The organism is Caulobacter sp. BE254 (assembly GCF_031457295.1).
In the GTDB taxonomy this organism is placed as follows: domain Bacteria; phylum Pseudomonadota; class Alphaproteobacteria; order Caulobacterales; family Caulobacteraceae; genus Caulobacter.
This window is the reverse complement of the sequence record NZ_JAVDWJ010000018.1, coordinates 47,871-71,671: the sequence shown is the minus strand read 5'-3', so window position 1 is coordinate 71,671 and position 23,801 is coordinate 47,871. Positions and strand designations below refer to the sequence as shown.

Genomic DNA, 23,801 nt, shown 5'->3' with positions numbered 1-23,801 from the left:
GCGGACGCAGGATCGACACGAAATCGGGCCAGGACGGTCCTGGACGGCCGCCGGCGCCGGCTCCGCGGTTTCGCGGCGCGGTGGCGCGGCTAAACCGGTGTTCACCTCGCCCGGCGCGCCCGGACGGGCTTTGGTACGGCCGCGCGCCTGGAGGCCCGGCCCTGGAGAGGAATGACGATGCCGGATTGGCTGATCGCGATCGTGCTGGGCCTGGTCGAGGGCCTGACCGAGTTCATTCCCGTGTCCTCGACCGGGCACCTGCTGCTGACCAAGATCGCCCTGGGCCTGACCGATCCGACCTGGGACACCTTCATCGTCCTGATCCAGCTGGGCGCGGTGCTGGCGGTGGTCGCGGTCTATTTCCAGCGCCTGTGGCAGGTGGTGGTCGGCCTGCCGACCAAGCCGGAAGCGCGCCGCTTCGCGCTGAGTGTGATCATCGGCTGCATCCCCGCCTTCGCGGCCGGCCTGCTGCTGCACGGGGTGATCAAGCACTTCTTCGAGAACCCGTTCCTGCCGCAGGTGATCTGCCTGTCGCTGATCGTCGGCGGCTTCCTGCTGCTGTGGGTCGACCGCTCCAAGCTGCCCGTGCGCGAGGAGGACGGCATGGCGCTGTCCCTGAAGACCGCCTTCCTGATCGGCCTGTTCCAGTGCCTGTCGCTGGTGCCGGGCGTGTCGCGCTCGGGCTCGACCATCGTCGGCTCGATGCTGCTGGGGGTCGAGCGCAAGGCCGCGGCCGAGTTCAGCTTCTTCATGGCCATCCCGATCATGGTCGGGGCCTTCGCCCTGGACCTGCTCAAGAGCTACAAGGACATCGACCCCAGCCACGCCGGCACGATCGCCATCGGCTTCGTGGTGTCGTTCCTGTCGGGCCTGGTGGTGGTCAAGACCATGATCGCCTTCATCGGCAAGCGCGGCTTCACCCCGTTCGCCTGGTGGCGGATCGTGGTCGGGGTGATCGGCCTGGGGCTGATCTACATGCCGCGCTGATCCCCCTTCCCTTGTATCTGGATCGAGGCGCTTGAGCGTGATGACTTAGCGCTGTGAGGGAACCGGTAGCCGCCGGTTCCCTCACGCCGCGCGTGGCGTCCGTCTTCCCTCAGGCCTCAACCGCGAGAGAGCTAAGGGACCACCGCCGCAGTCACGCACGACCGAACAGTCGCTTGATCTTCGATCGCATGCACAAGGCAGGTTACCGTGGCGAACATCATCTGTGGAGTGGACGTCTCGCTGAAGACGTTGGACGGCTGGATCAGCGGATCTGGCCTTGAGTTGAGCGTGCCGCGGAGCTCCGAGGGGATCGTGAAGCTGGCCAGATTCTGCGCCGAGCACGGCGTGGAGCTGGTGGTGATGGAGGCGACCGGCGGCTACGAGAAGCTGCCGTTTGGCCTGCTGTGGTCGGCGGGCGTGCCTTGCGCGATCGCCAACGCCCGTTCGGTGCGGCGCTTCGCCGAGGCGATGGGCGTGCTGGAGAAGACCGACCGGATCGACGCCAAGGTCATCGCCGACTACGCCTGGGCCAAGGGGTTGGTCACTGGCGCCCGAAAGCCAGGTCCAGGAACGGCTGCGGGCCCTGGTGACAGTATGCGCGTACGCGTGAGGGACGTTGGGTTTCTCGGGCCATCGCGCGCAGGCGCGCGAGGCGCAACGCCACCGCTCATCGCGGTGTCACTAGCGCCCTTGTTAAACGAATTTCGAGGGTTACGGACGATCACACGCGCGCAAGGGGGTGGACAATGGGAGGTTGGCCCCGACATGAGCGGCCTGGACGTAATCACTGCGATCGAGGCGACTCGGCCTTAGTGTAGACCAACACCCAACGGCATCCGTCGCTCTTTGCTCACGCACCGCTCAAAAAAATAGCCTGAGATTGAACTGCTCTGGAGACCATGCTCTACCAGGCCGAGTATCGGGTGCCTCGGATAACGAGCGGCCGAGTAGCTTCGCGTTTTTGGGGGGACGACATTGGCTTGGTTTGACGGCACGTCGAATGGTGAAGTTCTGACGGGGACAGCAGAAAACGACATCATCATCGGCAATGGCGGCGATGATACGATCAACGGGGGCGGCGGAGACGATTTCATCGACGTCGGCACCACCGGCAGTTCTACGGCGCACGGGGACGACGGCGACGACATCCTCCAGGGCACCTCGGAAAATCCGGGGCCCGCGCGGACGGTGTTCCTCTACGGCGACGCCGGCAATGACTCCCTCTACCTGTTCGATACGCTCTCCACTGTCCACTACAACGCGTTCGGCGGAACCGGGAACGACTACTTCCTGAACCAAAGGGCCTATGGCACCAACATCGACGGCGGCGGCGGCGATGACATCGCCGAACTGAGAGGCGGAAACTCTTCGGTCCTTCTGGGCGACGGGCACGACATCGTCGTGTTGACGGCGACCGATACGTTCGGCCAGACCGCCACGATCCGAGACTTCCAGGTTAGCGGCGCCTCTTCGGATCGCCTACTGTTTCAGGATTTCATCGCCTATTCGACGGGAGTTTACACCACCGTCAATCCGTTCGCCGACGGCTACGCCAGGCTTGTGCAGAGCGGCGCGGACACGCTTCTTCAGGTGGATCTCGACGCCGGGCGGGCCACCTACGGCTTCGCAACGATCGCGATCCTGGAAAGTGTGCTGGCGTCGTCGCTGACGCCGGCTTCGCTCGACGGCTTCGACCCCAACTCCGCCGCGGTCGTTGGCGCCACCTATAACGGCACGGACCTTGCCGACCATCTGCTTGGCGGCGCCGGCGCCGATATCCTGAACGGCGGAATGGGCGATGACACGCTCGACGGACGCTTCGGCGACGACATCGTCCACGGCGGCGATGGAAAGGATTCAATCACCGACCTGAGCGGTGGCAACGATCAGATCTTCGGCGACGCGGGCGACGACTACATCCAGGTCACGCGGTCCAATAACGCCGTCGGCAACATCCTGATCGAAGGCGGCAGCGGCAACGACAGCCTGAATTTCCGCACGATTTTTGTAACGCCCAGCTCCGGATCCGTTGCGCTGAACGGCGGCGACGGCGACGACAGCATCTATGTCGGCATAGGCAGCTTCTTCACCGCCTATGGCGTGACCGCCGACGGAGGAGTCGGATCGGATCGGATCGCCGGCGGCGGCGGCGACGATATTCTCATCGGCGGCGACAACCCCGCGCCGAACGGATCGATCAATGAGAGCATGTTGACCGGGGATACGCTGATCTACGACGGCGTTTCCGGCGGCGCGGTCGTCGACCTGGCGATCACGGCCAAGCAGAACACCGTCAGCGGCGGCTGGGACACGATCTCAGGCTTCGAAAACCTTATTGGCTCTCTCAACAACGACACGCTAAGCGGCGACAACCTCGCCAACACGATCTTTGGTAAAGGCGGCCAAGACTACGTTTCCGGACGAGGCGGCGCGGACGCGCTGATAGGCGGCGACGGCAATGACGTTCTCGACGGCGGCTCCGGCGCCGACTACCTCGATGGCGGAACGGGCCAGGACGCCGCCGGCTATGCGAGCTCCACCGCGGCGGTCACGCTGAACTTCCTGACCAACCAGCACACAGGCGACGCCGCCGGGGACAGCTTCTTCCTGATCGAGCGTTTCATCCTATCGGACTTCGACGACCGGTTCGTGGGCAACGCCGCGGCGGACAACGTCTTCGGCGGGTTGGGTGCGGACCAACTGGAAGGCAACGGCGGCGATGATGGCTTGGAGGGCGGCGGCGGAGCCGACGTGCTGGACGGCGGCGACGGCGCCGACCACCTGTACGGCGGGGCCGGCAACGACTTGCTGATTGGCGGAGCCGGATACGACTACGCGCGCTATGACGACGCCGCCTCTGGCGTGACCGTCAGCCTGCAACCCGGCGTGACGGTGGGAACCGGCAACGCGGCCTTCGACGCGCTGATCGAGATCGAGGGCCTCGTCGGCTCGAACTACGCCGACCTCCTGAACGGGGACAACGGCGACAATACGCTCTTTGGCCTGGCGGGAGACGACATCATGTTGGGCGGCGCGGGCGCGGACGACCTGCGCGGCGGCGACGGCAGCGACAGCCTCTACGGCGGAGCCGGCGGGGATGTTCTTCGCGGCGACGGCGGCTTCGACTACGCGCGTTACGACACCTCGACGCTCGGCGTGGTGATCGACCTGGTCGGCGGTCAGGGCGATCGGGGCGATGCGACCGGCGACACGCTGTTCGACATTGAGGGCCTGGTCGGCTCGCAGGTCCGGGACGTCCTGATCGGCGGCGGCGACGGCAACATCTTCTACGGCCTGGGCGGCGACGACGCGATGTACGGCGGCGGCGGCGGCGATGCGCTGTACGGCCAGGATGGCGCTGACACCCTGATCGGCGAGGATGGAAACGATCACCTCTACGGCGGTGCGGGCACCGATTACCTGGACGGCGGTGCGGGCATCGACTTCGTGCGCTACGACGACTCCTCGTCGGGCGTAGTGGCCGACCTGTCGGCCGGCGTAGGCACCGCCGGCGACGCGCTTGGCGACGGCTATGTCAGCATCGAGGGCCTGGTCGGCTCTGGGTTCGGCGACACGCTGGCCGGCGACGGCGAGTCGAACAGCCTTTACGGTCTGGGGGGGGGCGACGCCTTGGTGGGCGGTGCGGGCAGCGACGGCCTCTATGGCGGCGACGGCGGCGACCACCTCTGGGGCGGCGTGGGCGGGGACATCCTAGACGGTGGCGCGGGCGTCGACTTCGCACGCTACGATTCAGCCACCGGCGGCGTGGTCGCATCTCTGACCGGCGGGATCACGAAAACCGGCGAGGCGGCGGGCGACACCTACCTGTCGATCGAGGGTTTCGTGGGCTCGGCGTACAACGACCAACTGACAGGCGATGCCGGGGCCAACATCCTGTACGGCCTGGCCGGCGACGATATCATGGTCGGGGCCAACGGAGATGACTTCCTCTATGGCGGCGATGGCCAGGACACCTTCAGGTTCGGATCGGGGTCGGGCCATGACGTCATCGGCGATTTTCAGGCCACGGGCGCCGGGCACGACGTGATCGGCTTGCTTACCAATCTCAACGGCTCGGGTATCGTCGATTTCGCTTCGCTGCAGTCCCACATCGTTCAGCGTGGGGCCGACACCGTGATCGACCTCGGCAGCGGCCATGACATCCTCCTTACCGCCGTCACGGCCGCCAGCCTCACCGTCGGCGACTTTCTCTTCCTTTAGGAGACTACGGCTACAAAACCCCTGCGGGGGGGGGGGCGCCGCCCGGGGACGGGTAGGCGCTCCTCCACTTCGGACGCCCGGCAGCGCGAGGCCCTGCCCGGAGCGTCGCGACCAGTACGCGCACCTGATGGACCCAGGTTGCGCAATTGGTCGATGCAGGCCTGGCGCGCAGGCCGCAAACCCTCGAAAAAAGTGATGGGATCGCTGAGGCCGGAACAAACGCTTGTACGGGACATCAGGGGCTCCATGAACGGAGCAAGAACATTATCTGGGACTATTCCGGGGAATCGAGTCCCGGAACATCCGATTTTACCGGCTTTGTTCCGGTTCGGACCCACCACCCGCAAACGGCAAAAGCGTCATTTCTCAACATATTTCAATTGCTTGTGTCGGTGCGCGACGGGGGCGCCCGACTAAAGCCGTTGATCTAACTCGGCTGGCCAAATCCCACCATTTCACCCAGACCACCTAAGACCGTTCCCTGGATGCGCATCGACCACTTAAAGATTCAAAGCTTCGCTACTGCTGGCTCACATCGCGCTAGCGTGCGGCTTTGCCGATCAAAGCCATTTGTCCCGCACCTTCAAGCGCGCGACCGGCATGGCACCACGAACCTGGCAGTTGGCTAGGCGCATTCGCCGACCGCAGACGCCACCATCGATCCCATTGGTTATGGGATGGGTCAACTGATGCGTCTAAATGGACGACCATCCTGATAAAGGGCGAAGTTCAACCATCCTCGGAACGTAAGCGGCTTTGACGGTCTCCGGCATTCAAAACGGCTCTCTCAGAGCCGAGCAAGCCTTCGGCTAGCTCGGAAAACATGAGAAGCAGCTGCCCTGTCGTGCGGCGACGGCGGCCGATCCGCTGCGCGATGTGGAACCTCCGCGGCTCGACCGCCGCACTCACCAATCACACCAAAGCGGCGACCTCCGTCGGATGATTAGCTGGCCACGGGTGGAGTCTTGAGTCGGCTACGGATGGCCGTTTGATTGGCTACATACAACTGGCCGACAGGCCCAGGACCCGACACATCATTCGAACCGGCCACACGCCGCGATGCTCATCGACGAACCCGACCTGCTAGCATCTATGGGCCAAGAAAGGCCCGCACAGATGCTACACAGGCTGCCTTCGCCTTAAATATATCAACATAATCAAATAGATAATATCATAGCTTCTCCCGCAAGGGGAAAAGGATCCGAGAATCCTAGAACGCCCCCGCCGGTACCTCGGCGTACTGGCCGCCCTTGCGGTAGCGGTAGAGGTAGGACGGGACCACCGCCTCGACGGCGGTCGGGACGACGCCGGCCTCGGCCAGGCCCGGCAGGCCGTGGTCGGCGACATTGTCGGTCTTCAGCGACTCGACCTGGTCCGAGGTCAGCGGCGGGGCGATCGGCGACAGGTCGCCGACCTTGCCGATCAGGCTGGCCGCGAAGAACGGGATCGGGGCCAGCACGCGGTTGCGGCCGGTCTCGCGCAGGATCAGCTCCATCAGCGCCTTGAAGCTGTAGACGGCGGGGCCGCCCAGCTCGTAGGTCAGGCCTTTGGCGACCGGGCTGGAGACGGCCTTGGCCACCACGGCGGCCACGTCGCCGACATAGACCGGCTGGAATTTGGTCTCGCCGCCGCCGATCAGCGGCAAGGCGGGGAACAGGGCGGCCATCTGGCCGAACTTGTTGAAGAACTTGTCCTCGGCGCCGAACACCACCGATGGCCGGATCACCACCGCGCCGGGGAACACGGCGCGGACGGCCGCTTCGCCCTCGGCCTTGGTGCGCAGGTACTTGGACGACGAGTTGACGTCGGCCCCGAGGGCCGAGATCTGCACCAGGCGCGCGGCGCCGGCGGCCTTGGCCTGCTCGGCGATCGTCCGGGCGCCCATCACGTGCAGGGTCTGGAACTTCTGCCGGCCGCTTTCCCACAGGACGCCGACCAGGTTGACCACGGCTTCCGCGCCATCGACGGCGCGGGCCACCGACGGGACGTTGCGGACATTGGCCTGCACCACCTCGATCTGGCCGACGTCGCCCAGCATCCGCATGCGGTAGGCGAGGTTGGGATTGCGCACCGCCACCCGCACGCGATGGCCCGCCTTGGCGAGCGCGCGTACGACCTGGCCGCCGACGAAGCCGGAGCCGCCGAACACCGTGACCAGACCTTGCATAATCAACCTCGTCCTAAACCCGTGAGCCGGGGGATAGACGACCGCGAGCCCAATCGCAACGAAATGCGCAACTAAGCGATTGACGCGGTCAAAACCTTTGCATAAACGTCCCGGCCTCGCGGCGATCCACGGATTGCTTCGCAGGCCCAGGTGGCGGAATTGGTAGACGCGCTGGCTTCAGGTGCCAGTGACTGAAAGGTCGTGGAGGTTCGAGTCCTCTCCTGGGCACCACCCCCTACCAACCTTCGAAAGAAGGTCGGGGTGGCGCCGAAAGTTTCGAGACGTCGGAAAGTTTCCTGACATTGTAGGCCATCCAAGCTCAACCAGGGGCTGGCGATGGTCGTGACCAGCGGATAGATATCCTTCCCATCCGGCCTATAGTGTCGGCGCCCACATCAGGCGTGTCGGAATTCGCAACGTCCCGTGCGACGAGACCGAGGCGCGGAGACGAACAGACTTGGCCAACTTTCTGCATGAAGGCGACCTTCCGGACGGCGCTTTCGCCGGCGCGACCGCGGTCGCGATCGATTCCGAGACCATGGGCCTGCGCCTGGGCCGCGACCCGCTGTGCGTGGTCCAGCTGTCGTCGGGCGACGGCGACGCCCACGTGGTGCGCCTGGACCGCTCGACCTACGACGCGCCCAACCTCAAGCGCCTGCTGACCGATCCGGCCGTGGTGAAGCTTTTTCACTTCGGCCGCTTCGATATCGCCATGTTCCTGCTGCACCTGGGGGTCATGACCGCCCCCGTGTACTGCACCAAGATCGCCAGCAAGCTGGCCCGCACCTATACCGACCGCCACGGCCTGAAGGACGTGACGCGTGAACTGGTGGGGGTCGAGCTGTCCAAGGTCCAGCAGAGCTCGGACTGGGGCGCGGCGACGCTGTCGCCCGAACAGCTGACCTATGCGGCGTCCGACGTGCTGCATCTGCATGCCCTGCGCGAGCGTTTGGACGCCATGCTGGTCCGCGAGGGCCGAATGGACCTGGCGAAGGCCGCGTTCGACTACCTTCCCCACCGCGCGGCCCTCGACCTGGCCGGCTGGGAAGACGTCGACATCTTCGCGCACAGCTGAAGGCTGGAGGCATGACCACCCTCGAGGCCGATCGGGCGGGCTACAGACGGGACTTGCGCCGTTGGCGCGCCCGCTCGCGTCGCGTCAAATTGGCGCGCGTGGTGCTGCCCGTCGCCATGGTCGGCATCCTGGCCACGGTCGGCGGCCAGGTGGCCTGGCGGTCGTTCACCGCCGGCGACCGGCGGCCCGCCGAAAACAAGACCCAGATCAGGATGGTCACGCCGCGCTTCTACGGCCAGTCCAGCGACGGGCGGCCGTTCATCATCACCGCCCGGTCGGCGGTGCGCGACGAGAACGATCTCAAGCGGGTGTTCCTGGACGCCCCGACCCTGACCCTGGGCGTGGGCAGCCCGGCCCCCACACGCTCGACCGCCGACCGCGGCGTCTACCGCGAGGACACCCTGAAGCTCCAGCTGTACGGCAATGTCCGCATGGACGACGGCGCCGGCTATCGCTTCGCCTCGGACGAGGCCATGGTCGACACCCGCAACGGCAACACCACCGGCGAAACCGAGCTTCAGGGCGAAGGTCCAACTGGACAGGTGCAATCCAACGCCTACTCCGTATATGACAAGGGCGACCGCATCATCTTCCGGGGCGGCGTCAAGACACGGATCGACCGGAAGACGGGCCAAGCGGTCCCGGAACAAGGGACGGCTCGCGAATAGACATGAGGACGTGGTTGATGAAACGATGGATGGCGCCGACGGCGATCGCCTTCAGCCTGTTGAGCGGCCCGGCCCTCCTGGCGGGCTTCGGGGGCGCGGCGATGGCCCAGACGCCCGCGGCCAGCGGCAGCAATTCCAGCGCGCCGGTGGACATCTCCGCCGACGAGCAGGAGGTCATCAACAGCCAGTGCAAGACCATCTTCCGCGGCGCGGTCGAGGTGTTGCAGGACAAGGCCCGCATGCGGGCGGCGACCATGACCGTCTACAACCGCCGCAAGACGCCGGGCAAGACCTCCTCGCCCACCGGCAACAACGACTGCGGCGACGTCGACCGCGTCGAGGCCGACGGCAATGTCTTCTACGTCACGCCCGAGCAGACCGTGCGCGGCGACCACGCCGTCTACACCTATGACAACGACACCATCATCGTCACCGGCGACGTGGTGGCCGTCCAGGGCCAGGACGTCGCCCGCGGCGACCGCATGACCATCAAGACCAAGACCAACGACGTGAAGATGGAATCCAACGCCACGGGTCGCGGCAAGACGCGTGTGCGGGCGGTGCTCTATCCCTCCGACAAAGACAAGAAGCCCGCCGGCAAGCCGTAGGAACCCATGGCGTTTTCGATGCAATCCCTGGGCGTCAACCGCGACGCGGCCTCCGAAGGCCTGTTCGTCGACGCGGTCGGCAAGTCGTTCGGCGACCGCCCCGTCGTCAAGAGCGTCTCCCTGCGCCTCAAGCGCGGCGAGGTCGCCGGCCTGCTGGGCCCCAACGGCGCCGGCAAGACCACCTGCTTCTACATGATCACCGGCCTGGTCGCCGCCGACTACGGCTCGATCTATCTGGACGGCGAGGACATCACCAGCCAGCCGATGTTCCAGCGCGCCCGCATGGGCGTGGGCTACCTGCCGCAGGAAGCCTCGATCTTCCGGGGCATGACGGTCGAGCAGAACGTCATGGCCGTGGTCGAGATGCGCCAGAAGAACCAGCGCAAGGCGCGCGAGCAGGTGACGCAGATCCTGGAAGAGCTGCACATCACCCACATCCGCAAGTCGCCGGCCGTGGCCCTGTCGGGCGGCGAGCGGCGGCGGGTGGAAATCGCCCGCGCCCTGGCCAGCGAGCCGTCGTTCATGCTGCTGGACGAGCCGTTCGCCGGCATCGACCCGCTGGCCATCTCCGACATCCGCGAAGTGGTCAGCTACCTGAAGAACCGCGGCATCGGCATCCTGATCACCGACCACAACGTCCGCGAGACGTTGCAGATGGTCGACCGGGCCTCGATCATCCACGCCGGCGAGGTGCTGTTCGAAGGCTCGCCCCAGGAGATCGTCGACAATCCCGAGGTGCGCCGCGTCTATCTGGGCGACAGCTTCGACGAACGCTAAAGCCGCTTCTCCTCACCCGCAACGCGGGGGAGGTGGCGCGATGCGGATACGCATCGTGACGGAGGGGGCGTCCGGCCGCCGCACGACGCCCCCTCCGTCTCGTCGCTGCGCGCCGATCCACCTCCCCCGTTTCACGGGGGAGGAGAGGCCCATTCAACACCCCAGGCCGAACTATTCGATCCGCCTGCGCTGATCACCCGGCAAAATTTAACGGCCCGCGCGCTTGCTTGTCGAGCGCGCGGGCTTTTCGCGTGTCCAATGGCCTTGATAAAGGTCCGTGTTTTCAGAGAGTTATCCGACCAGGATGTGAAAAACGCTCGTCTCTCCGGGCGGAGTGTCGCACTGGCCCGCTTTTTGCTGGCGTTCGCGCCCCGTTAACCAGACTGCCCTTCAATGGCGATCAACAGGTTCGTTGATTTGCCCAGGAGGGCGCATTGGCTCTCGGCCACAGATTGGAGCTTCGGCAAGGCCAGGGCCTTGTCATCACGCCGCAGCTCCAGCAGGCGATCAAGCTGCTGCAGCTGTCGAACCTCGAACTCGACGCCTTCGTCGAGGCCGAGCTCGAGCGCAACCCCCTGCTCCAACGCGACGACGGCCCCGTCGAGACCGAACGCACGGCTGACGAGGCCGAGCGCCCCACCGAGAACCTCGGCCTGGACGCGGTGTCCGACAGCGCCGCCAGCCAGCAGATGGACGCCACGCCCGACGACGTCTCGCCCGGCGAGCGCGCCACCGGCGACGGCGCCGAGTCCGGGGCCGAGCAGGCCGGCGGCCAGATCGACTGGTCGCGAACCGGCGGCGGCGGCAGTTTCGAAGGCGACGGCCACTACGAAGAAGCCCTGACCCGCCCCCCGACCCTGGTCGAGCACCTGACCGAACAACTGGCCGTGGCCGGCCTATCGCCGCCCCAGGTCGTGGTGGCCGGGGTGCTGATCGACGCCGTCGACGAGGCCGGCTACCTGCGCGCCGACCTCGACGAGGTCGCCGGGCGCCTGGGCTGCGACCTGGCCTTCGTCGAGGGCGTGCTGACCGTGCTGCAAGGCTTCGAGCCGGCCGGAGTCATGGCCCGCGACGTGCGCGAGTGCCTGGCCCTGCAGCTGAAAGACGTCAACCGCTACGACCCCTGCATGGCCGCCCTGCTCGACAACCTCGACCTGCTGGCCCGCCGCGACATGAACGCCCTGCGCAAGGCGTGCGGCGTCGACGACGAGGACCTGCGCGAGATGGTCGCCGAGATCCGCGCCCTGACCCCTCGCCCCGGCGCGGCCTTCCACAGCGACCCGCCCCAGACCCTGACGCCCGACGTCCACGTGCGCGAGACGCCCGGCGGCCTGTGGCACGTGGAGCTCAACACCGACACCCTGCCCAAGGTGCTGGTCGACCAGCGCTACCACGCCCGGGTCAGCAAGGGCGCGCGGACCGACCAGGAAAAAACCTTCGTCTCCGACAGCTTCGCCACCGCCAACTGGCTGGTCAAAAGCCTCGACCAGCGGGCCAAGACCATCCTGAAGGTCTCCAGCGAGATCGTCCGCCAGCAGGATGGCTTCCTGGCCTATGGCGTCGAGCACCTGCGGCCGCTGAACCTGAAGACCGTCGCCGACGCCATCGGCATGCACGAATCCACCGTCAGCCGGGTGACCTCCAACAAGTACATCGCCACCCCGCGCGGGGTGTTCGAGCTGAAATACTTCTTCACCTCAGCCATCCAGGCCACCGAGGGCGGCGAGGCCCACTCGGCCGCCAGCGTCCGCCACAAGATCAAGGCCCTGGTCGAGGCCGAGCGCACCGAGGCCGACGTCCATTCCGACGACCGCCTCGTCGAGATCCTCAAGGAAAGCGGCGTCGACATCGCCCGCCGCACGGTGGCCAAGTATCGCGAGGCCCTGCGGATTCCGTCGTCGGTCGAACGGCGGCGCTTGATCAAGGAAACCGCCTGACCGATGGTCCGGACGCCCGCGGTCCGCGTTGATAGACACGCGAATCAAGGCTGAGCATGACCATCCAGAGTCTATCCGACGTGATCGAAGGATTCGGCGAGGACGAGCGTCCCGTCCTGACCGTGGGACAGATGCTCGAGCAGTTCGACAGCCGCGCCTTCGGGGCCATGCTGCTGGTGTTCGGCCTGCTGAACTGCCTGCCCCTGCCCCCGGGCTCGTCGACGATCCTCAGCCTGCCGATCCTGTTGCTGGCCCCGCAGATCGCCTGGGGGTCCGACGTCCCCTGGCTGCCGCGCAAGCTGGTCGATCATCCGCTCAAGCGCGACGACCTGCGCGGACTGTTCCGTAGGCTGACGCCGATCGTCCGGCGGATGGAGCTGGTCACCCGGCCCCGGCTGAAGATCCTGTTCGGGCCGGTCGGCGAGCGGCTGATCGGCGTGGTCTGCACCCTGCTGGCCCTGGTGCTGGTGCTGCCGATCCCGCTGGGCAACCTGGCGCCGGGGGCCACGGTGGCCGTCCTGGCCCTGGCCCTGCTGCAGCGCGACGGCCTGCTGGCCCTTCTGGGCTACCTGATGGCGGCGGTCAGCGTGGGTCTGCTGGTGCTGAGCGCGGGCGTGGTGGCGGCCGCGATCGAGCGGTTGCTGCATATGATTCCGGGGCTGTTTTAAGTCGCTTTTGCGACGCTTGACACCAGGCGCGGACGGGCGCGTTGATAGGCCATGCAAGTCCAAATCTCCGGCAAGCATGTCGACGTTGGTGAGGCTCTGCGAGCGCGAGTCTCCGACGAAATCACCCTGAGCATCGGCAAGTATTTCGACCGCGGCGGTGACGCCGATGTCGTGATCAGCAAGGAGGGCTTCGCCTTCCGGGTCGATTGTTCGGTCAAGCTGGCTTCGGGCCAGCAGCTGATCAGCCATGGATCCGGCGGAGACGCCCACGCGGCCTTCGACGCCGCCCTGGCCAAGATCGAGACGCGCATCCGCCGCTACAAGCGGCGGCTGAAGAGCCACTCGATCGCCGCCAACGCCAAGCAGGCCGAGAACGCGGCGATGTACGTGCTGCGGGCCCCCGACAGCGACGAAATCGACGACGATGACTGGACGTCGGAGGACGACCACCCCACCGGCGCGCCGTCGGCCATGATCATCGCCGAGAGCCAGGCCTCGCTGAAGACGATGACTGTTTCCATGGCGGTCATGGAACTGGACTTGACCGAGTCCCAGGCAATCGTGTTTAGGAACGCCGCCCACGACGGTTTGTCGGTGGTCTACAGGCGGCCTGACGGAAATATCGGCTGGATCGACCCCGAACGCACCAAGTCGCTGAACGGGCACGCTCCGGCCGCGAACTGATCGAACCTCGGATCGGTCGGCGCGTTTCGGTAGGCCCCCGTCTCGGCGAGAGACGGCGACGAGGCGCGACGACCGACTGCGAGCGAGTTTCCCGACCATGATCATCGGCGATCTACTGGAGCCCGGCGCGGTCACCCTGAGAGTCAGCGCCGCCAACAAGCGTCAGGTTCTCGGCGTGATCGCCGACGTGGCCGCCCGGGCCTTCGGCGTCGACGCCGGCGAGGCGCTGGAAGGCCTGATCGAGCGCGAGAACGCCGGCTCCACCGGCGTCGGCCAGGGCGTGGCGATCCCGCACGCGCGGCTGTCCGACATCGACAGGGTCCGGGCGGTGTTCGTGCGCCTGGAGACCCCGGTGGCGTTCGGCGCCGTCGACGACAAGCCGGTCGACCTGCTGGTGGCGCTGTTCGCGCCCCGCGACGCCGATTCCAGCCACCTGCGGGCCCTGGCCCGCATCTCGCGGGTGATGCGCCAGCCCGACCTGCGCGAGCAGCTGCGCAAGGCCCGCTCGGCCGACGCCGTGCACGTGATGCTGACCCACGCCCACCAGAGCAAGCCCACCGCGGCCTGAGGGTTTCGGATCAGTTTCTGGAACCGCGCTTCTGACTATTGAAGTTGTCATCCCGGAAAGCGCGCAGCGCTTGTCCGGGACCCAGGACAACCGCAACGCATCAGCCCAGTCCCCTGGATCCCGGACAGCCTCTGCGAGGCTTCCGGGATGACACCCTTTGGGAGCCGTTCTCGGATGGCTTTAGATCCGCTTCATGCCGATGATCTTCACCGGCGGGTTCAGCATCTGGCCCTTCATGGTCGGATAGAGGGCCGGGCCATCGGCCTTCAGGGCGAGGATCATCTTGACCACGTCCAGCCCCTGGACCACGCCGCCGAACGCCGCGAAGCCCTGGTTGTCGCCCGCCGCGCCGGGGTGAGCGTCCAGGTAGGGCTGGGGGCTGGCGCAGATGAAGAAGTCGCAGGTGGCCGTGCCGGGGGCGTTGCGGGCCATGGAGATCGTCCCGGCCCGGTGCTTGATCCCCGTCGTCCGGGTGCTTTCGTGGGCGATGGGGGCGAAGCGGCGCACCCGGTCGGGCGGCCCGCCCTGGATCGAGCCCGCGCCCTTGACGCCCTTGGTCTTGGAGGCCCGATAGAAAGTCCCGCCGTCGTATTTATGGGCGTCGACATAGCGCAGGAAGTTGGCGGCGGTGATCGGCGCCTTGCCGTTCTCCAGCTCGACGACGATCGTCCCATGGTCGGTCTGGATCGCCACGCGGGGCTTGGGGGCCGCGGCCCAGGCGGGGCCCGCGATCAACAATCCGGCGACGCCCAACAGCCCTCGGCGTCCGATCCCCGTCTCGCTCATTCCGTCGTCCTCGCCCTGTCGTCGGTCGAGACTTCTTACTCCGCGTCGACAGGGCGCGTCGACAAGACCGAACGGTGCGGCCGTCCTCGTCCTTCGACGGGCTCAGGATGAGGACGAATTGGACGGCGGTTCAGTGGCAATCCTCATCCTGAGCCTGTCGAAGGACGAGGATTTCCTCCCGCGCAAGAGACGGGACGATGGCTTCGGTCGAAAAAGCGACCGGTTGTCGAATGGATCAGTGCACCGAGACCGGCGCCAGCTCGTGGGCCAGGGCGGCGGCGATAGCGGAATCCTTGTCGGTCAGCACCGCCAGGCGCGCGCCGTCGGCGCGGCACACCGCGTACAGGGTCTGGTCCGGCGACAACTCCACCTCGTCGGTCACGCCGACCGGCACGTCGGCCAGGATCTCCGCCGCCTTGATCGGGCGCACATAGACCAGATCCGGGGCGCCCAGGGCCGCGAAGGCCTCGGTGGTGAAGAACGGTGTAGCGGGGTTGGGTGTCATAAGACCACCTCCTTCAAAAGGGGAACGCCCCGTGTCGCGTCTAGGTTCAGACCGCGGCCATGGGGACATCAAGCGAGGGCTTGGCGGCGGGCGATCAGCCTGCCGAGCGGATCGGGATGCGGCGGACCAGCCGTTCAGGCTCGGGACGGGCCAGGTCGACGTGCAGCAGGCCGTGCTCGAGCGTGGCGGCCGTGACCTCCATGCCGTCGGCCAGCACGAAGGTCCGCAGGAAGCCGCGGGCGGCGATGCCGCGATGCAGATAGGCCTTGTCGGCCTCGGGCTTGCCCTCGGCGTCGCGCCGCCCCGCCACCACCAGCTGGCCGCCTTCGACGGTGACCTGCAGCTGGTCGGGCGAGAAGCCGGCGACCGCCAGGGTGATGCGCACCCCGCCGTCCTCGGCCTGCTCGACATTGTAGGGCGGATAGCCTTCGGCGGCGGCCTTGGCCGCGCGCTCGATCAGGTCTCTGGTGTGCTCGAAGCCCAGCAGGAAGGGGCTGTCGAACAGGATCGTCCGGGTCATCGCGAAGTCCTCGCTCAAGCGACTTCGTTCGCGAGGACCAGGCCCGAAGTCGGCGCCCGGGCCTCGCAACGTGATACCTAGGTGGCGACTCGCGAGGGCGGGTTCAAGAGGAACCCAAGGTCCTCCCCCTGTGGGGGAGGTGTCGCCCGACGGGCGACGGAGGGGGAGCGGTACGGCGTCGACCGTGGTCGCGGCCGCCTGCGCAAACTCCCCCCACCGGCCTTCGGCCGCCTCCCCCACAGGGGAGGACCGGCCTTGGCCGTTCGCCTACTTCTTCGTCCAGCCGCCGTTCAGCGGCTTCCAGTACTGGCCGGGCGCCAGGCGGGCGTAGAGCTGCTTGGCGGTGGCCTGGCCGGCGGCTTCGGCGGTGACCCCGGTCTTGGCGGCGGTGTCCTTGTAGACGGCCGCGCGGCCGGCGTTGATCTCGGCCACGGCGGCGCGGAGGGCGGCGTCGCCGCCCGAGACCACGCCCAGGAAGCCGTCGGCCTGTTCGCCCACGACGCCCGCTGCCTTGCCGGCGTCGACGGCGGCCTTGGCGGCGGCCGACTGGGCCAGGGCTGGGAGGGCCACGAAGCTCACGGCGGCGCCCAGCGAAGCGGCCAGGGCCAGGACCGTCATAGTCTTGCGGATCATGTCGGTTCCTCTCTTAGAACAGGTTGGGGTTTTGCTGGATCGCGGACTGGACTTCCTTGTCCAGTTGCACGCGCACATTGGCGTCCAGCTTGGCGTAGATGTTGATCGGGTCGACCTTCACCCGCACCGTCGGTGTGCACGCCGCGAGGGCGCCCACCGCGAGGAGGGGAAGGATCAGGGCGCGCTTCATGGCGGGTGTCTCCAGTTCTCGGGGAATGTGCGGCTTCAAGGCTGAACCGTGCCTGAACGCGGCGGCGGGGTCGGCGTAAGCTGGGGCGTAGGCGACGTAGAGGGTGTAGGCGGGGGCGGGGTCGCCGCCGAGGCCGCGGCCGCGCGAGCCTGGGCTTCCTCCCAGGCGCGCTTGGCCGCCGCGATCAGCTCGTCGAAGTTTAGCGACGTATCCAGGGTCAGGTCGACCGGCGTCTTGGCCGGCAGGGGGATGCGGCGCTGGAAGGCGCTGCCGTTCAGCAGCTCCATCAGGCCGATCCGGGCCTTTTCGGCCACCTTGGGGTCGTGCTCGCCCTTGATGTGGAACAGTACGCCCAGCCGGCCTTTTTCGGTGCTGTTGACCCCGGCCTCCAGGGTCTCGAAATGCAGGTTCTCCATCGCCTGGTAGGCGAAGTCCTGGATGGCGTTGACCGGAACGGCCTTGGGCGCGGTCAGCGGGTCGGCCGGATCGATCGTGCCCTGGCCCGCCTCGACCCCGGTCAGGGCCTCGCGGGCGATCGACAGCCGGCCGGGGCCGGTGGCGTAGACCTTGCCGTCGACGAAGCGGAAGCCGTCCGGGCTGGCCTCGAACGGCAGGCGGCCGTCGACGATCGCCTCGATCTTGACCTTGTCGGACAGGGACGAGCCGGCGACCAGCTGGCCCAGGTCCAGGCCGGCGATGTTGACCACCCCTTTCATCGCGCCCTTGCCGTCCAGCGGCACGTCGAACGGCTCGATGCTGATCTTGCCCTGCGAGGCCTCGAAGGTGGTCGCCTCAAGGTGCAGGGCCTCGGCGCCGAGGCCAAAGCTGGCCCGGATCGACTGGATCGGCACGACGGCGTCGATGCTGTCCAGGGTCACGACCTGGCCGGGCGCGGCGGTCAGCGGGGCCAGGCTGTCGAAGACGATCTCGCCCTTCAGCCGGTGGGCCGGGCCCAGCGGACTCTTGAAGTCGAGGCCCGTGGTCGACGCCCGGCCTTCGCTGGTCATGATCTCGTCGTGCCAGGCGAAGCGGCCGGTGAACACGACAGGGCCTTCCGCGTCGCGGGCGACCACGGCCAGGGGCGTCAGCTCCAGCGGCTGCAGCCCGCCCTTGGCGAAGGTCAGGGTCGAGGCGTCGATGTCGGCCTGGCCGCGGCCGCTGGCCACGTCGTGGCGGATCGTCACCCGACCCAGCGGCCGGCCGTTCAGGGTCTTGCCGTCCAGGGCGCCGGTCCACTGGCCGCGCGCCAGGTCGACCTCGCCGGTCGCGGCGATGGTCTCGAAGCGCTTGTCCTCGGTCGAGGCCTCGACCACACGGCCGCCGGTGACCTTGACCTGGGCCGTGTCGAAGCCGCGCCCGCCGCCGACGAAGCTGGCCTCGACCTCCTCCAGCCGCGCCTGGGCGACATTGACCATGGCCGCGCCGTCGCGGACCAGGGCCGAGGCGCGCCACAGCCCGCCGCTGGCCGTGACCAGGGGCTGGGCGGTCGGGCACAGCTTGAAGGTTACGTCGCTGATCGGCGGCTCGCCCATGGCGATGGCCTTGGCGGTCATCGGCGTGCAGCCGTTCAACCGGATGCTCAGCCCGCCGCCGGCCAGTTGGGCCCGGCCGGCCAGGGTTCCGCCCACGCCGATGAACGGCGGCACGTCCACGGCCCCGGCCACGACCACGTCGCTGGTCAGGCCCGCGGCGTTCGAGCGCCAGCTGGGGACCTTCAGGGTGATCTCGGGCAGGCCGCCGCCGCCCAGGGCGACCGCCGCCCGGCCGCTGGCCGCCTCACCGCGCGCCGCGACCAGCGGGCCGCCGGGCGCGTCCAGCACCACCTTGGCGCCGCTGGCGGCGGTCAGGGCGACGGGGCGGGGCAGGGACAGGATCGTCTGACCGCCGGTGATCCCCAGCTTCAGGGCCGGGGCGCTGAGGGCGAACCGCGACAGGGCCCGGGCCGCGGCCTGGGCGTAGTCCGGATTGGGCAGGGCCTCGGTGACGCGCTGGGCGTCCGGCCCGCTCATGGCCCCGTCGGCGTCGGCGCGGGCGTCCAGGGCCAGGGCGATCCCGTCGGTCCCGGCCGAGAACCGGCCCCGGCCGTCAGCGGTCAGGTCGGACAGCACGACCCCGCCCATCGCCGCGCGGCCGCTGCCGATCGTCGCCGACAGCGGTCCGCCGATCGTGCTCCGCGCCTTGTCCGAGACCAGGGTCAGGCTGGAGGACTGGACCTCCAGCGCCGTGCGCGACAGGGCCGCCCCGCCGGCCACCGCCCGCTCGGCGTTGGCGGTCAGGCGCGTGCGGGCCGAGCCGCGCAGGCCATTGGGATCGTAGGTCAGGGCCAGGTTCGACAGGTCCAGGTCGGCGACCACGTCGCGGCTGTCCAGGCCCTGGGCCGTCAAACGCTCGCCGCGAGCGTGCAGGGTCGTCTTGCCGACCAGACCGCCGCGCCGCAAATCGCCGCTCAGCAGGCCCGACACCGCCAGGTTGGCCTCAAGCCCGCCCAGGCTGGCGGCCTCGACCTCGGCCCCGCGAGCCTGCAGGGCCAGCCGCGCCTCGGCCGGGCCGATCATCGACAGCTGTTTGAGGTCCGGATAGGTCAGGTCGGCCTGCAGGGTCCCCTGCGCCTCGGTCAGGTCCAGCTGGCCGGCGCTGAAGGTCTTCAGGCCCAGCTGGACGTCGACCGTCAGCCGGTCGCCGCGCTTGCGGGCCTTGACCAGTGCCCCGTCGGCCTCGAACGACAGGGCCGGCGTCGCGTAGCGCATGGCCGCCAGCCGGCCGTCGAAGCGTAGCAGCTTGCCGTCGTCCAGGCTGGCGTCGCCGGTCAGGCGGGCCGGGCCGCCGGGGGTGCGCAGCAGCACCCGGGCGTCCTCGATCAGGATGGCCGGGCCCGGCGCCGACGGCTCGGCCGGCGACTTCAGCGCCTCGTCGATCAGCGGCTGCAGGATCCCGAAGTTCAGGCCGTTCTGGTCCAGCCGGGCGTTGACCCGGGGCCGCACCAGCCGCACGGCCCGCGTGTTGAGCGCGAACTTGCCGCCGGTCCACGGCGAGGCCAGGTCGTAGGCCACCTCGATCCGCTCGGCCGAGAACACCGGCGCGTTCTTCGGGCCCAGGCGGATGGCGCCGGCGAAGCCGGTGGCGTCCAGGTCGTCCAGGTCGACGTTGGCCTCGATCCCCTTGTCGTTCAGCCAGGCCAGGGCCAGCTCGCGGCTGATCTCGCGGCGGCCGGCATAGGCGGAGAAGCCGATGGCCACGAAGGCCAGGGCGGCCAGGCTCATCGCCTCCAGGCCGGCGTCGACCAGCGCCGCGCGGCGCAACCGCGAGGGTGAGGACGGCTTGGCGTCGGCTTGGGGCTCTGGCGGTGGGGTCTCGGCCATCAGGGGGCACAATGCCGCAAGCTGCGGCGATTGTTAGGCCTTAGTTTTCGAAACCCAGCACGTCCTGCATGTCGTAGAGTCCGGGCGGCCTTCCCTTGACCCACAAGGCGGCGGCGACCGCGCCCCGCGCGAACAGGCCCCGGTCGGTGGCCGAGTGCGACAGGGTCAGCACCTCCTCCTCGCCGGCGAAGATCACGCTGTGCTCGCCGATGATCCCACCGCCGCGCACCACCGAGAAGCCGATGGCCCCTTCCTTGCGCGGGCCGGTCATGCCGTCGCGGCCGCGGTCGGCCACTTGGCCCAGGCCTACGCCGCGCCCGTCGGCCGCCGCCTGACCCAGCATCAGGGCGGTGCCGGAGGGGGCGTCGATCTTGCGCTTGTGGTGGGCCTCGTGGACCTCGACGTCCCAGTCGCGGGCGGGCAGGGCGGCGGCGGCTTGCCGGACCAGGCCCATCAGCATGTTGACGCCCAGCGAATAGTTGCCGGACTTGACGATCGCCACCCTGGTCGCCGCCGCGGCGATGCGGGCGTTCTGGTCGTCGGAAAAGCCGGTCGAGCCGATGACCAGGGCGGGACCCCCGTTCGCCGCCGCCGCCTCGGCCAGGGCGACCGACGCCTCCGGGATGGTGAAGTCGATGGCCACCTCGGCGGCCTTCAGCGCCGCGTCGCGCTCGACCAGGCCCTCGCCGACCGCGCCAGGACGATCAAATCGCGCCACGACCACCGCGTCGGCCCGCCCGTCCAGCGTCTTGGCCAGGGCCTGGCCCATCCGGCCCAGCGCGCCGGCCAGGGCGATGGTAACGGTACCTTCGGCGGCGCTGGACGGCGCGGCTAAGTCGTTCTGGCTCAAGGCGATCTCCCGGGAGTGGCGCGGCCGGTTAGTCTCCCGACCCGCCCCCTCAGGTCAAGGAAAACAGCGGCCGGATGACAACGCTGGACAGGCGCAATCCCAAGCAGAACAAGCGTTTGCGTCAAAAAACTTCAAGCGCCCGAGGTTGTTACGCCCCCGCCCGGTCGCTACGGTGCGGCCCCATAAGGGCGCGTCGCATCGTTCGGCGCCTCCAGCATGTGTGACTGCAGGACATCAGGACAGGGGAAACGCGCCAATGAGCGACGCGGAAAAGAAGACCTTCACGGACGAGGAAGCGCTGAACTTCCACCGCTATCCCACGCCCGGGAAGATCGGCGTCGTCGCCACCAAGCCGATGGCCACCCAGCGCGACCTCTCCCTGGCCTATTCCCCCGGCGTCGCCGTGCCAGTCCACGCCATCGCCGCCGACCCGGACATGGCCTACGAATACACCTCCAAGGGCAATCTGGTGGCGGTGATCTCCAACGGCACCGCGATCCTGGGCCTCGGCGACCTGGGGGCTCTGGCCTCCAAGCCGGTGATGGAGGGCAAGTCGGTGCTGTTCAAGCGCTTCGGCGACGTCGACTCCATCGACATCGAGATCAGCTCCAAGGACGCCGACGAGATCATCACCGTCGTCAAGAACATCGGCGTCACCTTCGGCGGCATCAACCTGGAGGACATCAAGAGCCCCGAATGCTTCCGCATCGAGACCGAGCTGCAGGAGCTGCTCGACATCCCGGTGTTCCACGACGACCAGCACGGCACGGCGATCATCTGCGCCGCCGGCCTGATCAACGCCTGCCACATCACCGGCAAGAACCTGGCCGACGTGAAGGTGGTGCTCAACGGCCCCGGCGCGGCCGGCATCGCCTCGATGGAGCTGATCAAGGCCATGGGCGTGCGGCCCGAGAACGTCATCGCCGTCGACAGCAAGGGCGTGCTCTACCAGGGCCGCACCGAGGGCATGAACCAGTGGAAGAGCGCCCACGCGGTCGACACGCCGCTGCGCACCCTGGCCGAGGCGGTCAAGGGCGCCGACGTGCTGCTGGGTCTCTCGGCCAAGGGCGCCTTCACCCCCGAGATGATCGCCAGCATGGCGCCCAACCCGGTGATCTTCGCCATGGCCAACCCGGACCCGGAGATCACCCCGGAGGAGGTGCACGCCATCCGCAAGGACGCGATCATGGGCACCGGCCGCAGCGACTATCCCAACCAGGTCAACAACGTCCTGGGCTTCCCCTACATCTTCCGCGGCGCCCTGGACGTGCGGGCCCGGCGGGTCAATCACGAGATGAAGATCGCCTGCGCCAACGCCCTGGCCATGCTGGCCCGCGAGGACGTGCCCGACGAGGTCGCCGCCGCCTATCACGGCCGCCAGCTGAAGTTCGGCCCGCAATACATCATCCCCTCGGCTTTCGACCCGCGGCTGATCTGGTACGTGCCGCCGTTCGTGGCCCAGGCGGCCATGGACACCGGCGTGGCCCGCCGGCCGATCGCCGACATGGACGCCTATCGCGCCAGCCTGGCCCAGCGCCTGGACCCCACCGCCGGCTTCCTGCAGAAGATCAGCGGCGCCGTGCTGGCCAACCCCAAGACCATCGTTTTCGCCGAGGGCGAGGACCCGTCGGTGATCCGCGCCGCCTACGCCTACCAGACCGGCGGCTTCGGCAAGGCCATCCTCTGCGGCCGCGAGAACCTGGTGCACGAGAACATGCGCGTCGTCGGTCTGGACCCGGCCACCGCGGGCCTGGAGATCCACAACGCCCGGCTCAGCGACCGCAATCCCGACTATGTCGACTATCTGTACAAGCGCCTGCAGCGCCAGGGCTACCTGAAGCGCGACGTCCAGCGGCTGATCAACCAGGACCGCAACAGCTTCGCCGCCTCGATGGTCACCCTGGGCGAGGCCGACGGCATGGTCACCGGCGTCACCCGCAGCTTCGACCAGGCCCTGGAGGAGGTGCTGCGCGTCGTCGACCCGGCCCCCGGCGGCCGGATCATGGGCATGTCCGTCGTCCTGGCCAAGGGCCGCACCGTGTTCGTGGCCGACACCAACGTCACCGAACTGCCCGACGCCGACGAGCTGGTCGAGATCGCCTGCGAGGCCGCCCGCGCCGTCAAGCGCCTGGGCTTCAAGCCGCGCGTGGCCTTCATGAGCTATTCCACCTTCGGCAACCCGATGGGCGAGCGCTCGGACAAGGTGCGCGAGGCCGTGGCCATGCTCGACGAGATGGACGTCGACTTCGAGTACGAGGGCGAGATGCCGCCCGAACTGGCGCTGGACCCGGAAAAGCGCGCCAACTACCCGTTCATGCGCCTGACCGACAGCGCCAACATCCTGGTCATGCCGGCCATCCACTCGGCCTCGATCGCCACCAAGCTGGTGCAGTCGCTGGGCGGGGCGACGGTGATCGGTCCGGTGCTGCTGGGCCTGGGCAAGCCGGTCCAGATCGCGCCGTTGAGCGCGTCGGTGTCGAAGATTCTGAACATGGCGATGATGGCGGCGTACGAGGGGGCGGGGGATCTGTCGGCGGCGGAGTAGGGGGTACCGGCATTACGTCCCGCCGGCCCATATAGCATCGCACTGAAAAAGAG

At 68.0% G+C, this 23,801-nt stretch carries 20 protein-coding genes, 1 tRNA gene and 1 pseudogene; 14 read left to right on the top strand and 8 right to left on the bottom strand.

From position 1 onward, the window contains the following. Window positions 1–177 precede the first annotated feature (177 nt). The 4 genes and pseudogenes from J2X41_RS23060 (at window position 178) to J2X41_RS23045 (ending at window position 5,898) form a co-directional block, all read left to right on the top strand. The gene (locus J2X41_RS23060; protein ID WP_310086490.1) at window positions 178–987 is read left to right on the top strand and encodes an undecaprenyl-diphosphate phosphatase; all 810 of its coding nucleotides are present in this window, start codon (window positions 178–180) and stop codon (window positions 985–987) included. 207 nt (window positions 988–1,194) lie between these two features. Beyond that, window positions 1,195–1,576 (top strand): annotated as a pseudogene (locus J2X41_RS23055) (transposase); the annotation flags it as partial. Between the two features lie 386 nt (window positions 1,577–1,962). Then, on the top strand, window positions 1,963–5,208 hold the full coding sequence (locus J2X41_RS23050; protein WP_310086433.1) for a calcium-binding protein: 3,246 nt from the start codon (window positions 1,963–1,965) through the stop codon (window positions 5,206–5,208). Between the two features lie 522 nt (window positions 5,209–5,730). After that, window positions 5,731–5,898: a helix-turn-helix domain-containing protein gene (locus J2X41_RS23045; RefSeq protein ID WP_310086488.1), complete on the top strand. Its 168-nt coding sequence runs from the start codon at window positions 5,731–5,733 to the stop codon at window positions 5,896–5,898. Window positions 5,899–6,418: 520 nt separating this feature from the next. On the opposite strand, the gene J2X41_RS23040 is transcribed toward J2X41_RS23045, so the two are convergent. Continuing rightward, window positions 6,419–7,375: a complex I NDUFA9 subunit family protein gene (locus J2X41_RS23040; RefSeq protein ID WP_310086431.1), complete on the bottom strand. Its 957-nt coding sequence runs from the start codon at window positions 7,373–7,375 to the stop codon at window positions 6,419–6,421. A 144-nt stretch (window positions 7,376–7,519) separates the two neighbouring features. On the opposite strand from J2X41_RS23040, the gene J2X41_RS23035 reads away from it, so the two are divergent. The 9 genes from J2X41_RS23035 (at window position 7,520) to ptsN (ending at window position 14,360) form a co-directional block, all read left to right on the top strand. Beyond that, window positions 7,520–7,606 (top strand) — tRNA-Leu (locus J2X41_RS23035). Window positions 7,607–7,832: 226 nt separating this feature from the next. Then, the gene (locus J2X41_RS23030) at window positions 7,833–8,450 is read left to right on the top strand and encodes a ribonuclease D (RefSeq protein WP_310086428.1); all 618 of its coding nucleotides are present in this window, start codon (window positions 7,833–7,835) and stop codon (window positions 8,448–8,450) included. An 11-nt stretch (window positions 8,451–8,461) separates the two neighbouring features. Continuing rightward, window positions 8,462–9,118, top strand: a complete 657-nt coding sequence (gene lptC / locus J2X41_RS23025; protein ID WP_310086425.1) for an LPS export ABC transporter periplasmic protein LptC — start codon at window positions 8,462–8,464, stop codon at window positions 9,116–9,118. A gap of 17 nt (window positions 9,119–9,135) precedes the next feature. After that, window positions 9,136–9,726, top strand: a complete 591-nt coding sequence (locus J2X41_RS23020; RefSeq protein WP_310086423.1) for an LptA/OstA family protein — start codon at window positions 9,136–9,138, stop codon at window positions 9,724–9,726. Window positions 9,727–9,744: 18 nt separating this feature from the next. Next, window positions 9,745–10,503 (top strand): LPS export ABC transporter ATP-binding protein, encoded by a 759-nt coding sequence (gene lptB / locus J2X41_RS23015; protein ID WP_310086484.1) that lies wholly within the window; start codon window positions 9,745–9,747, stop codon window positions 10,501–10,503. A 434-nt stretch (window positions 10,504–10,937) separates the two neighbouring features. Further along, a complete protein-coding gene (gene rpoN, locus J2X41_RS23010) occupies window positions 10,938–12,440 on the top strand; it encodes an RNA polymerase factor sigma-54 (protein WP_310086421.1) in 1,503 nt (500 codons plus the stop codon). A 56-nt stretch (window positions 12,441–12,496) separates the two neighbouring features. Next, window positions 12,497–13,108 (top strand): exopolysaccharide biosynthesis protein, encoded by a 612-nt coding sequence (locus J2X41_RS23005; protein ID WP_310086418.1) that lies wholly within the window; start codon window positions 12,497–12,499, stop codon window positions 13,106–13,108. A 51-nt stretch (window positions 13,109–13,159) separates the two neighbouring features. Next, entirely contained in the window at window positions 13,160–13,792 is a 633-nt protein-coding gene (gene hpf, locus J2X41_RS23000) for a ribosome hibernation-promoting factor, HPF/YfiA family (RefSeq protein ID WP_310086415.1), read from the top strand. 97 nt (window positions 13,793–13,889) lie between these two features. Then, entirely contained in the window at window positions 13,890–14,360 is a 471-nt protein-coding gene (ptsN, locus tag J2X41_RS22995) for a PTS IIA-like nitrogen regulatory protein PtsN (RefSeq protein WP_310086413.1), read from the top strand. 180 nt (window positions 14,361–14,540) lie between these two features. Here the strand turns inward: ptsN and J2X41_RS22990 are convergent, their stop codons facing one another. The 7 genes from J2X41_RS22990 to dapB all read right to left on the bottom strand — a co-directional run bounded on the left by J2X41_RS22990 (window position 14,541) and on the right by dapB (window position 21,203). Then, entirely contained in the window at window positions 14,541–15,146 is a 606-nt protein-coding gene (locus tag J2X41_RS22990) for a peptidylprolyl isomerase (RefSeq protein WP_310086411.1), read from the bottom strand. A 235-nt stretch (window positions 15,147–15,381) separates the two neighbouring features. After that, window positions 15,382–15,651 (bottom strand): DUF1150 family protein, encoded by a 270-nt coding sequence (locus tag J2X41_RS22985; protein ID WP_310086409.1) that lies wholly within the window; start codon window positions 15,649–15,651, stop codon window positions 15,382–15,384. A 94-nt stretch (window positions 15,652–15,745) separates the two neighbouring features. Continuing rightward, complete coding sequence (locus J2X41_RS22980) at window positions 15,746–16,171, bottom strand: Hsp20 family protein (RefSeq protein ID WP_310086407.1); 426 nt, start codon at window positions 16,169–16,171, stop codon at window positions 15,746–15,748. A 267-nt stretch (window positions 16,172–16,438) separates the two neighbouring features. Further along, window positions 16,439–16,804: a DUF1318 domain-containing protein gene (locus J2X41_RS22975; RefSeq protein ID WP_310086404.1), complete on the bottom strand. Its 366-nt coding sequence runs from the start codon at window positions 16,802–16,804 to the stop codon at window positions 16,439–16,441. A 13-nt stretch (window positions 16,805–16,817) separates the two neighbouring features. Next, a complete protein-coding gene (locus J2X41_RS22970) occupies window positions 16,818–16,994 on the bottom strand; it encodes a YnbE family lipoprotein (RefSeq protein WP_081684574.1) in 177 nt (58 codons plus the stop codon). 35 nt (window positions 16,995–17,029) lie between these two features. Next, complete coding sequence (locus J2X41_RS22965; RefSeq protein WP_310086401.1) at window positions 17,030–20,353, bottom strand: YdbH domain-containing protein; 3,324 nt, start codon at window positions 20,351–20,353, stop codon at window positions 17,030–17,032. A gap of 40 nt (window positions 20,354–20,393) precedes the next feature. Continuing rightward, a complete protein-coding gene (gene dapB / locus J2X41_RS22960; RefSeq protein WP_310086398.1) occupies window positions 20,394–21,203 on the bottom strand; it encodes a 4-hydroxy-tetrahydrodipicolinate reductase in 810 nt (269 codons plus the stop codon). Window positions 21,204–21,459: 256 nt separating this feature from the next. On the opposite strand from dapB, the gene J2X41_RS22955 reads away from it, so the two are divergent. After that, window positions 21,460–23,748 carry an NADP-dependent malic enzyme gene (locus J2X41_RS22955; protein ID WP_310086395.1) on the top strand — a complete coding sequence of 763 codons (2,289 nt, stop codon included), beginning with the start codon at window positions 21,460–21,462 and terminating at the stop codon, window positions 23,746–23,748. The last annotated feature ends 53 nt before the right edge of the window (window positions 23,749–23,801 follow it).

Excerpts from the sequence above, each read along its gene's own strand:
- J2X41_RS23060 (WP_310086490.1), top strand. The coding sequence starts at position 178 with ATGCCGGATTGGCTGATCGCGATCGTGCTGGGCCTGGTCGAGGGCCTG.
- J2X41_RS23040 (WP_310086431.1), bottom strand. The coding sequence starts at position 7,375 with ATGCAAGGTCTGGTCACGGTGTTCGGCGGCTCCGGCTTCGTCGGCGGC.
- lptC (WP_310086425.1), top strand. The coding sequence starts at position 8,462 with ATGACCACCCTCGAGGCCGATCGGGCGGGCTACAGACGGGACTTGCGC.
- J2X41_RS23020 (WP_310086423.1), top strand. The coding sequence starts at position 9,136 with ATGAAACGATGGATGGCGCCGACGGCGATCGCCTTCAGCCTGTTGAGC.
- lptB (WP_310086484.1), top strand. The coding sequence starts at position 9,745 with ATGCAATCCCTGGGCGTCAACCGCGACGCGGCCTCCGAAGGCCTGTTC.
- J2X41_RS23005 (WP_310086418.1), top strand. The coding sequence starts at position 12,497 with ATGACCATCCAGAGTCTATCCGACGTGATCGAAGGATTCGGCGAGGAC.
- hpf (WP_310086415.1), top strand. The coding sequence starts at position 13,160 with ATGCAAGTCCAAATCTCCGGCAAGCATGTCGACGTTGGTGAGGCTCTG.
- ptsN (WP_310086413.1), top strand. The coding sequence starts at position 13,890 with ATGATCATCGGCGATCTACTGGAGCCCGGCGCGGTCACCCTGAGAGTC.
- J2X41_RS22990 (WP_310086411.1), bottom strand. The coding sequence starts at position 15,146 with ATGAGCGAGACGGGGATCGGACGCCGAGGGCTGTTGGGCGTCGCCGGA.
- J2X41_RS22985 (WP_310086409.1), bottom strand. The coding sequence starts at position 15,651 with ATGACACCCAACCCCGCTACACCGTTCTTCACCACCGAGGCCTTCGCG.
- J2X41_RS22980 (WP_310086407.1), bottom strand. The coding sequence starts at position 16,171 with ATGACCCGGACGATCCTGTTCGACAGCCCCTTCCTGCTGGGCTTCGAG.
- J2X41_RS22975 (WP_310086404.1), bottom strand. The coding sequence starts at position 16,804 with ATGATCCGCAAGACTATGACGGTCCTGGCCCTGGCCGCTTCGCTGGGC.
- J2X41_RS22970 (WP_081684574.1), bottom strand. The coding sequence starts at position 16,994 with ATGAAGCGCGCCCTGATCCTTCCCCTCCTCGCGGTGGGCGCCCTCGCG.
- J2X41_RS22965 (WP_310086401.1), bottom strand. The coding sequence starts at position 20,353 with ATGGCCGAGACCCCACCGCCAGAGCCCCAAGCCGACGCCAAGCCGTCC.
- J2X41_RS22955 (WP_310086395.1), top strand. The coding sequence starts at position 21,460 with ATGAGCGACGCGGAAAAGAAGACCTTCACGGACGAGGAAGCGCTGAAC.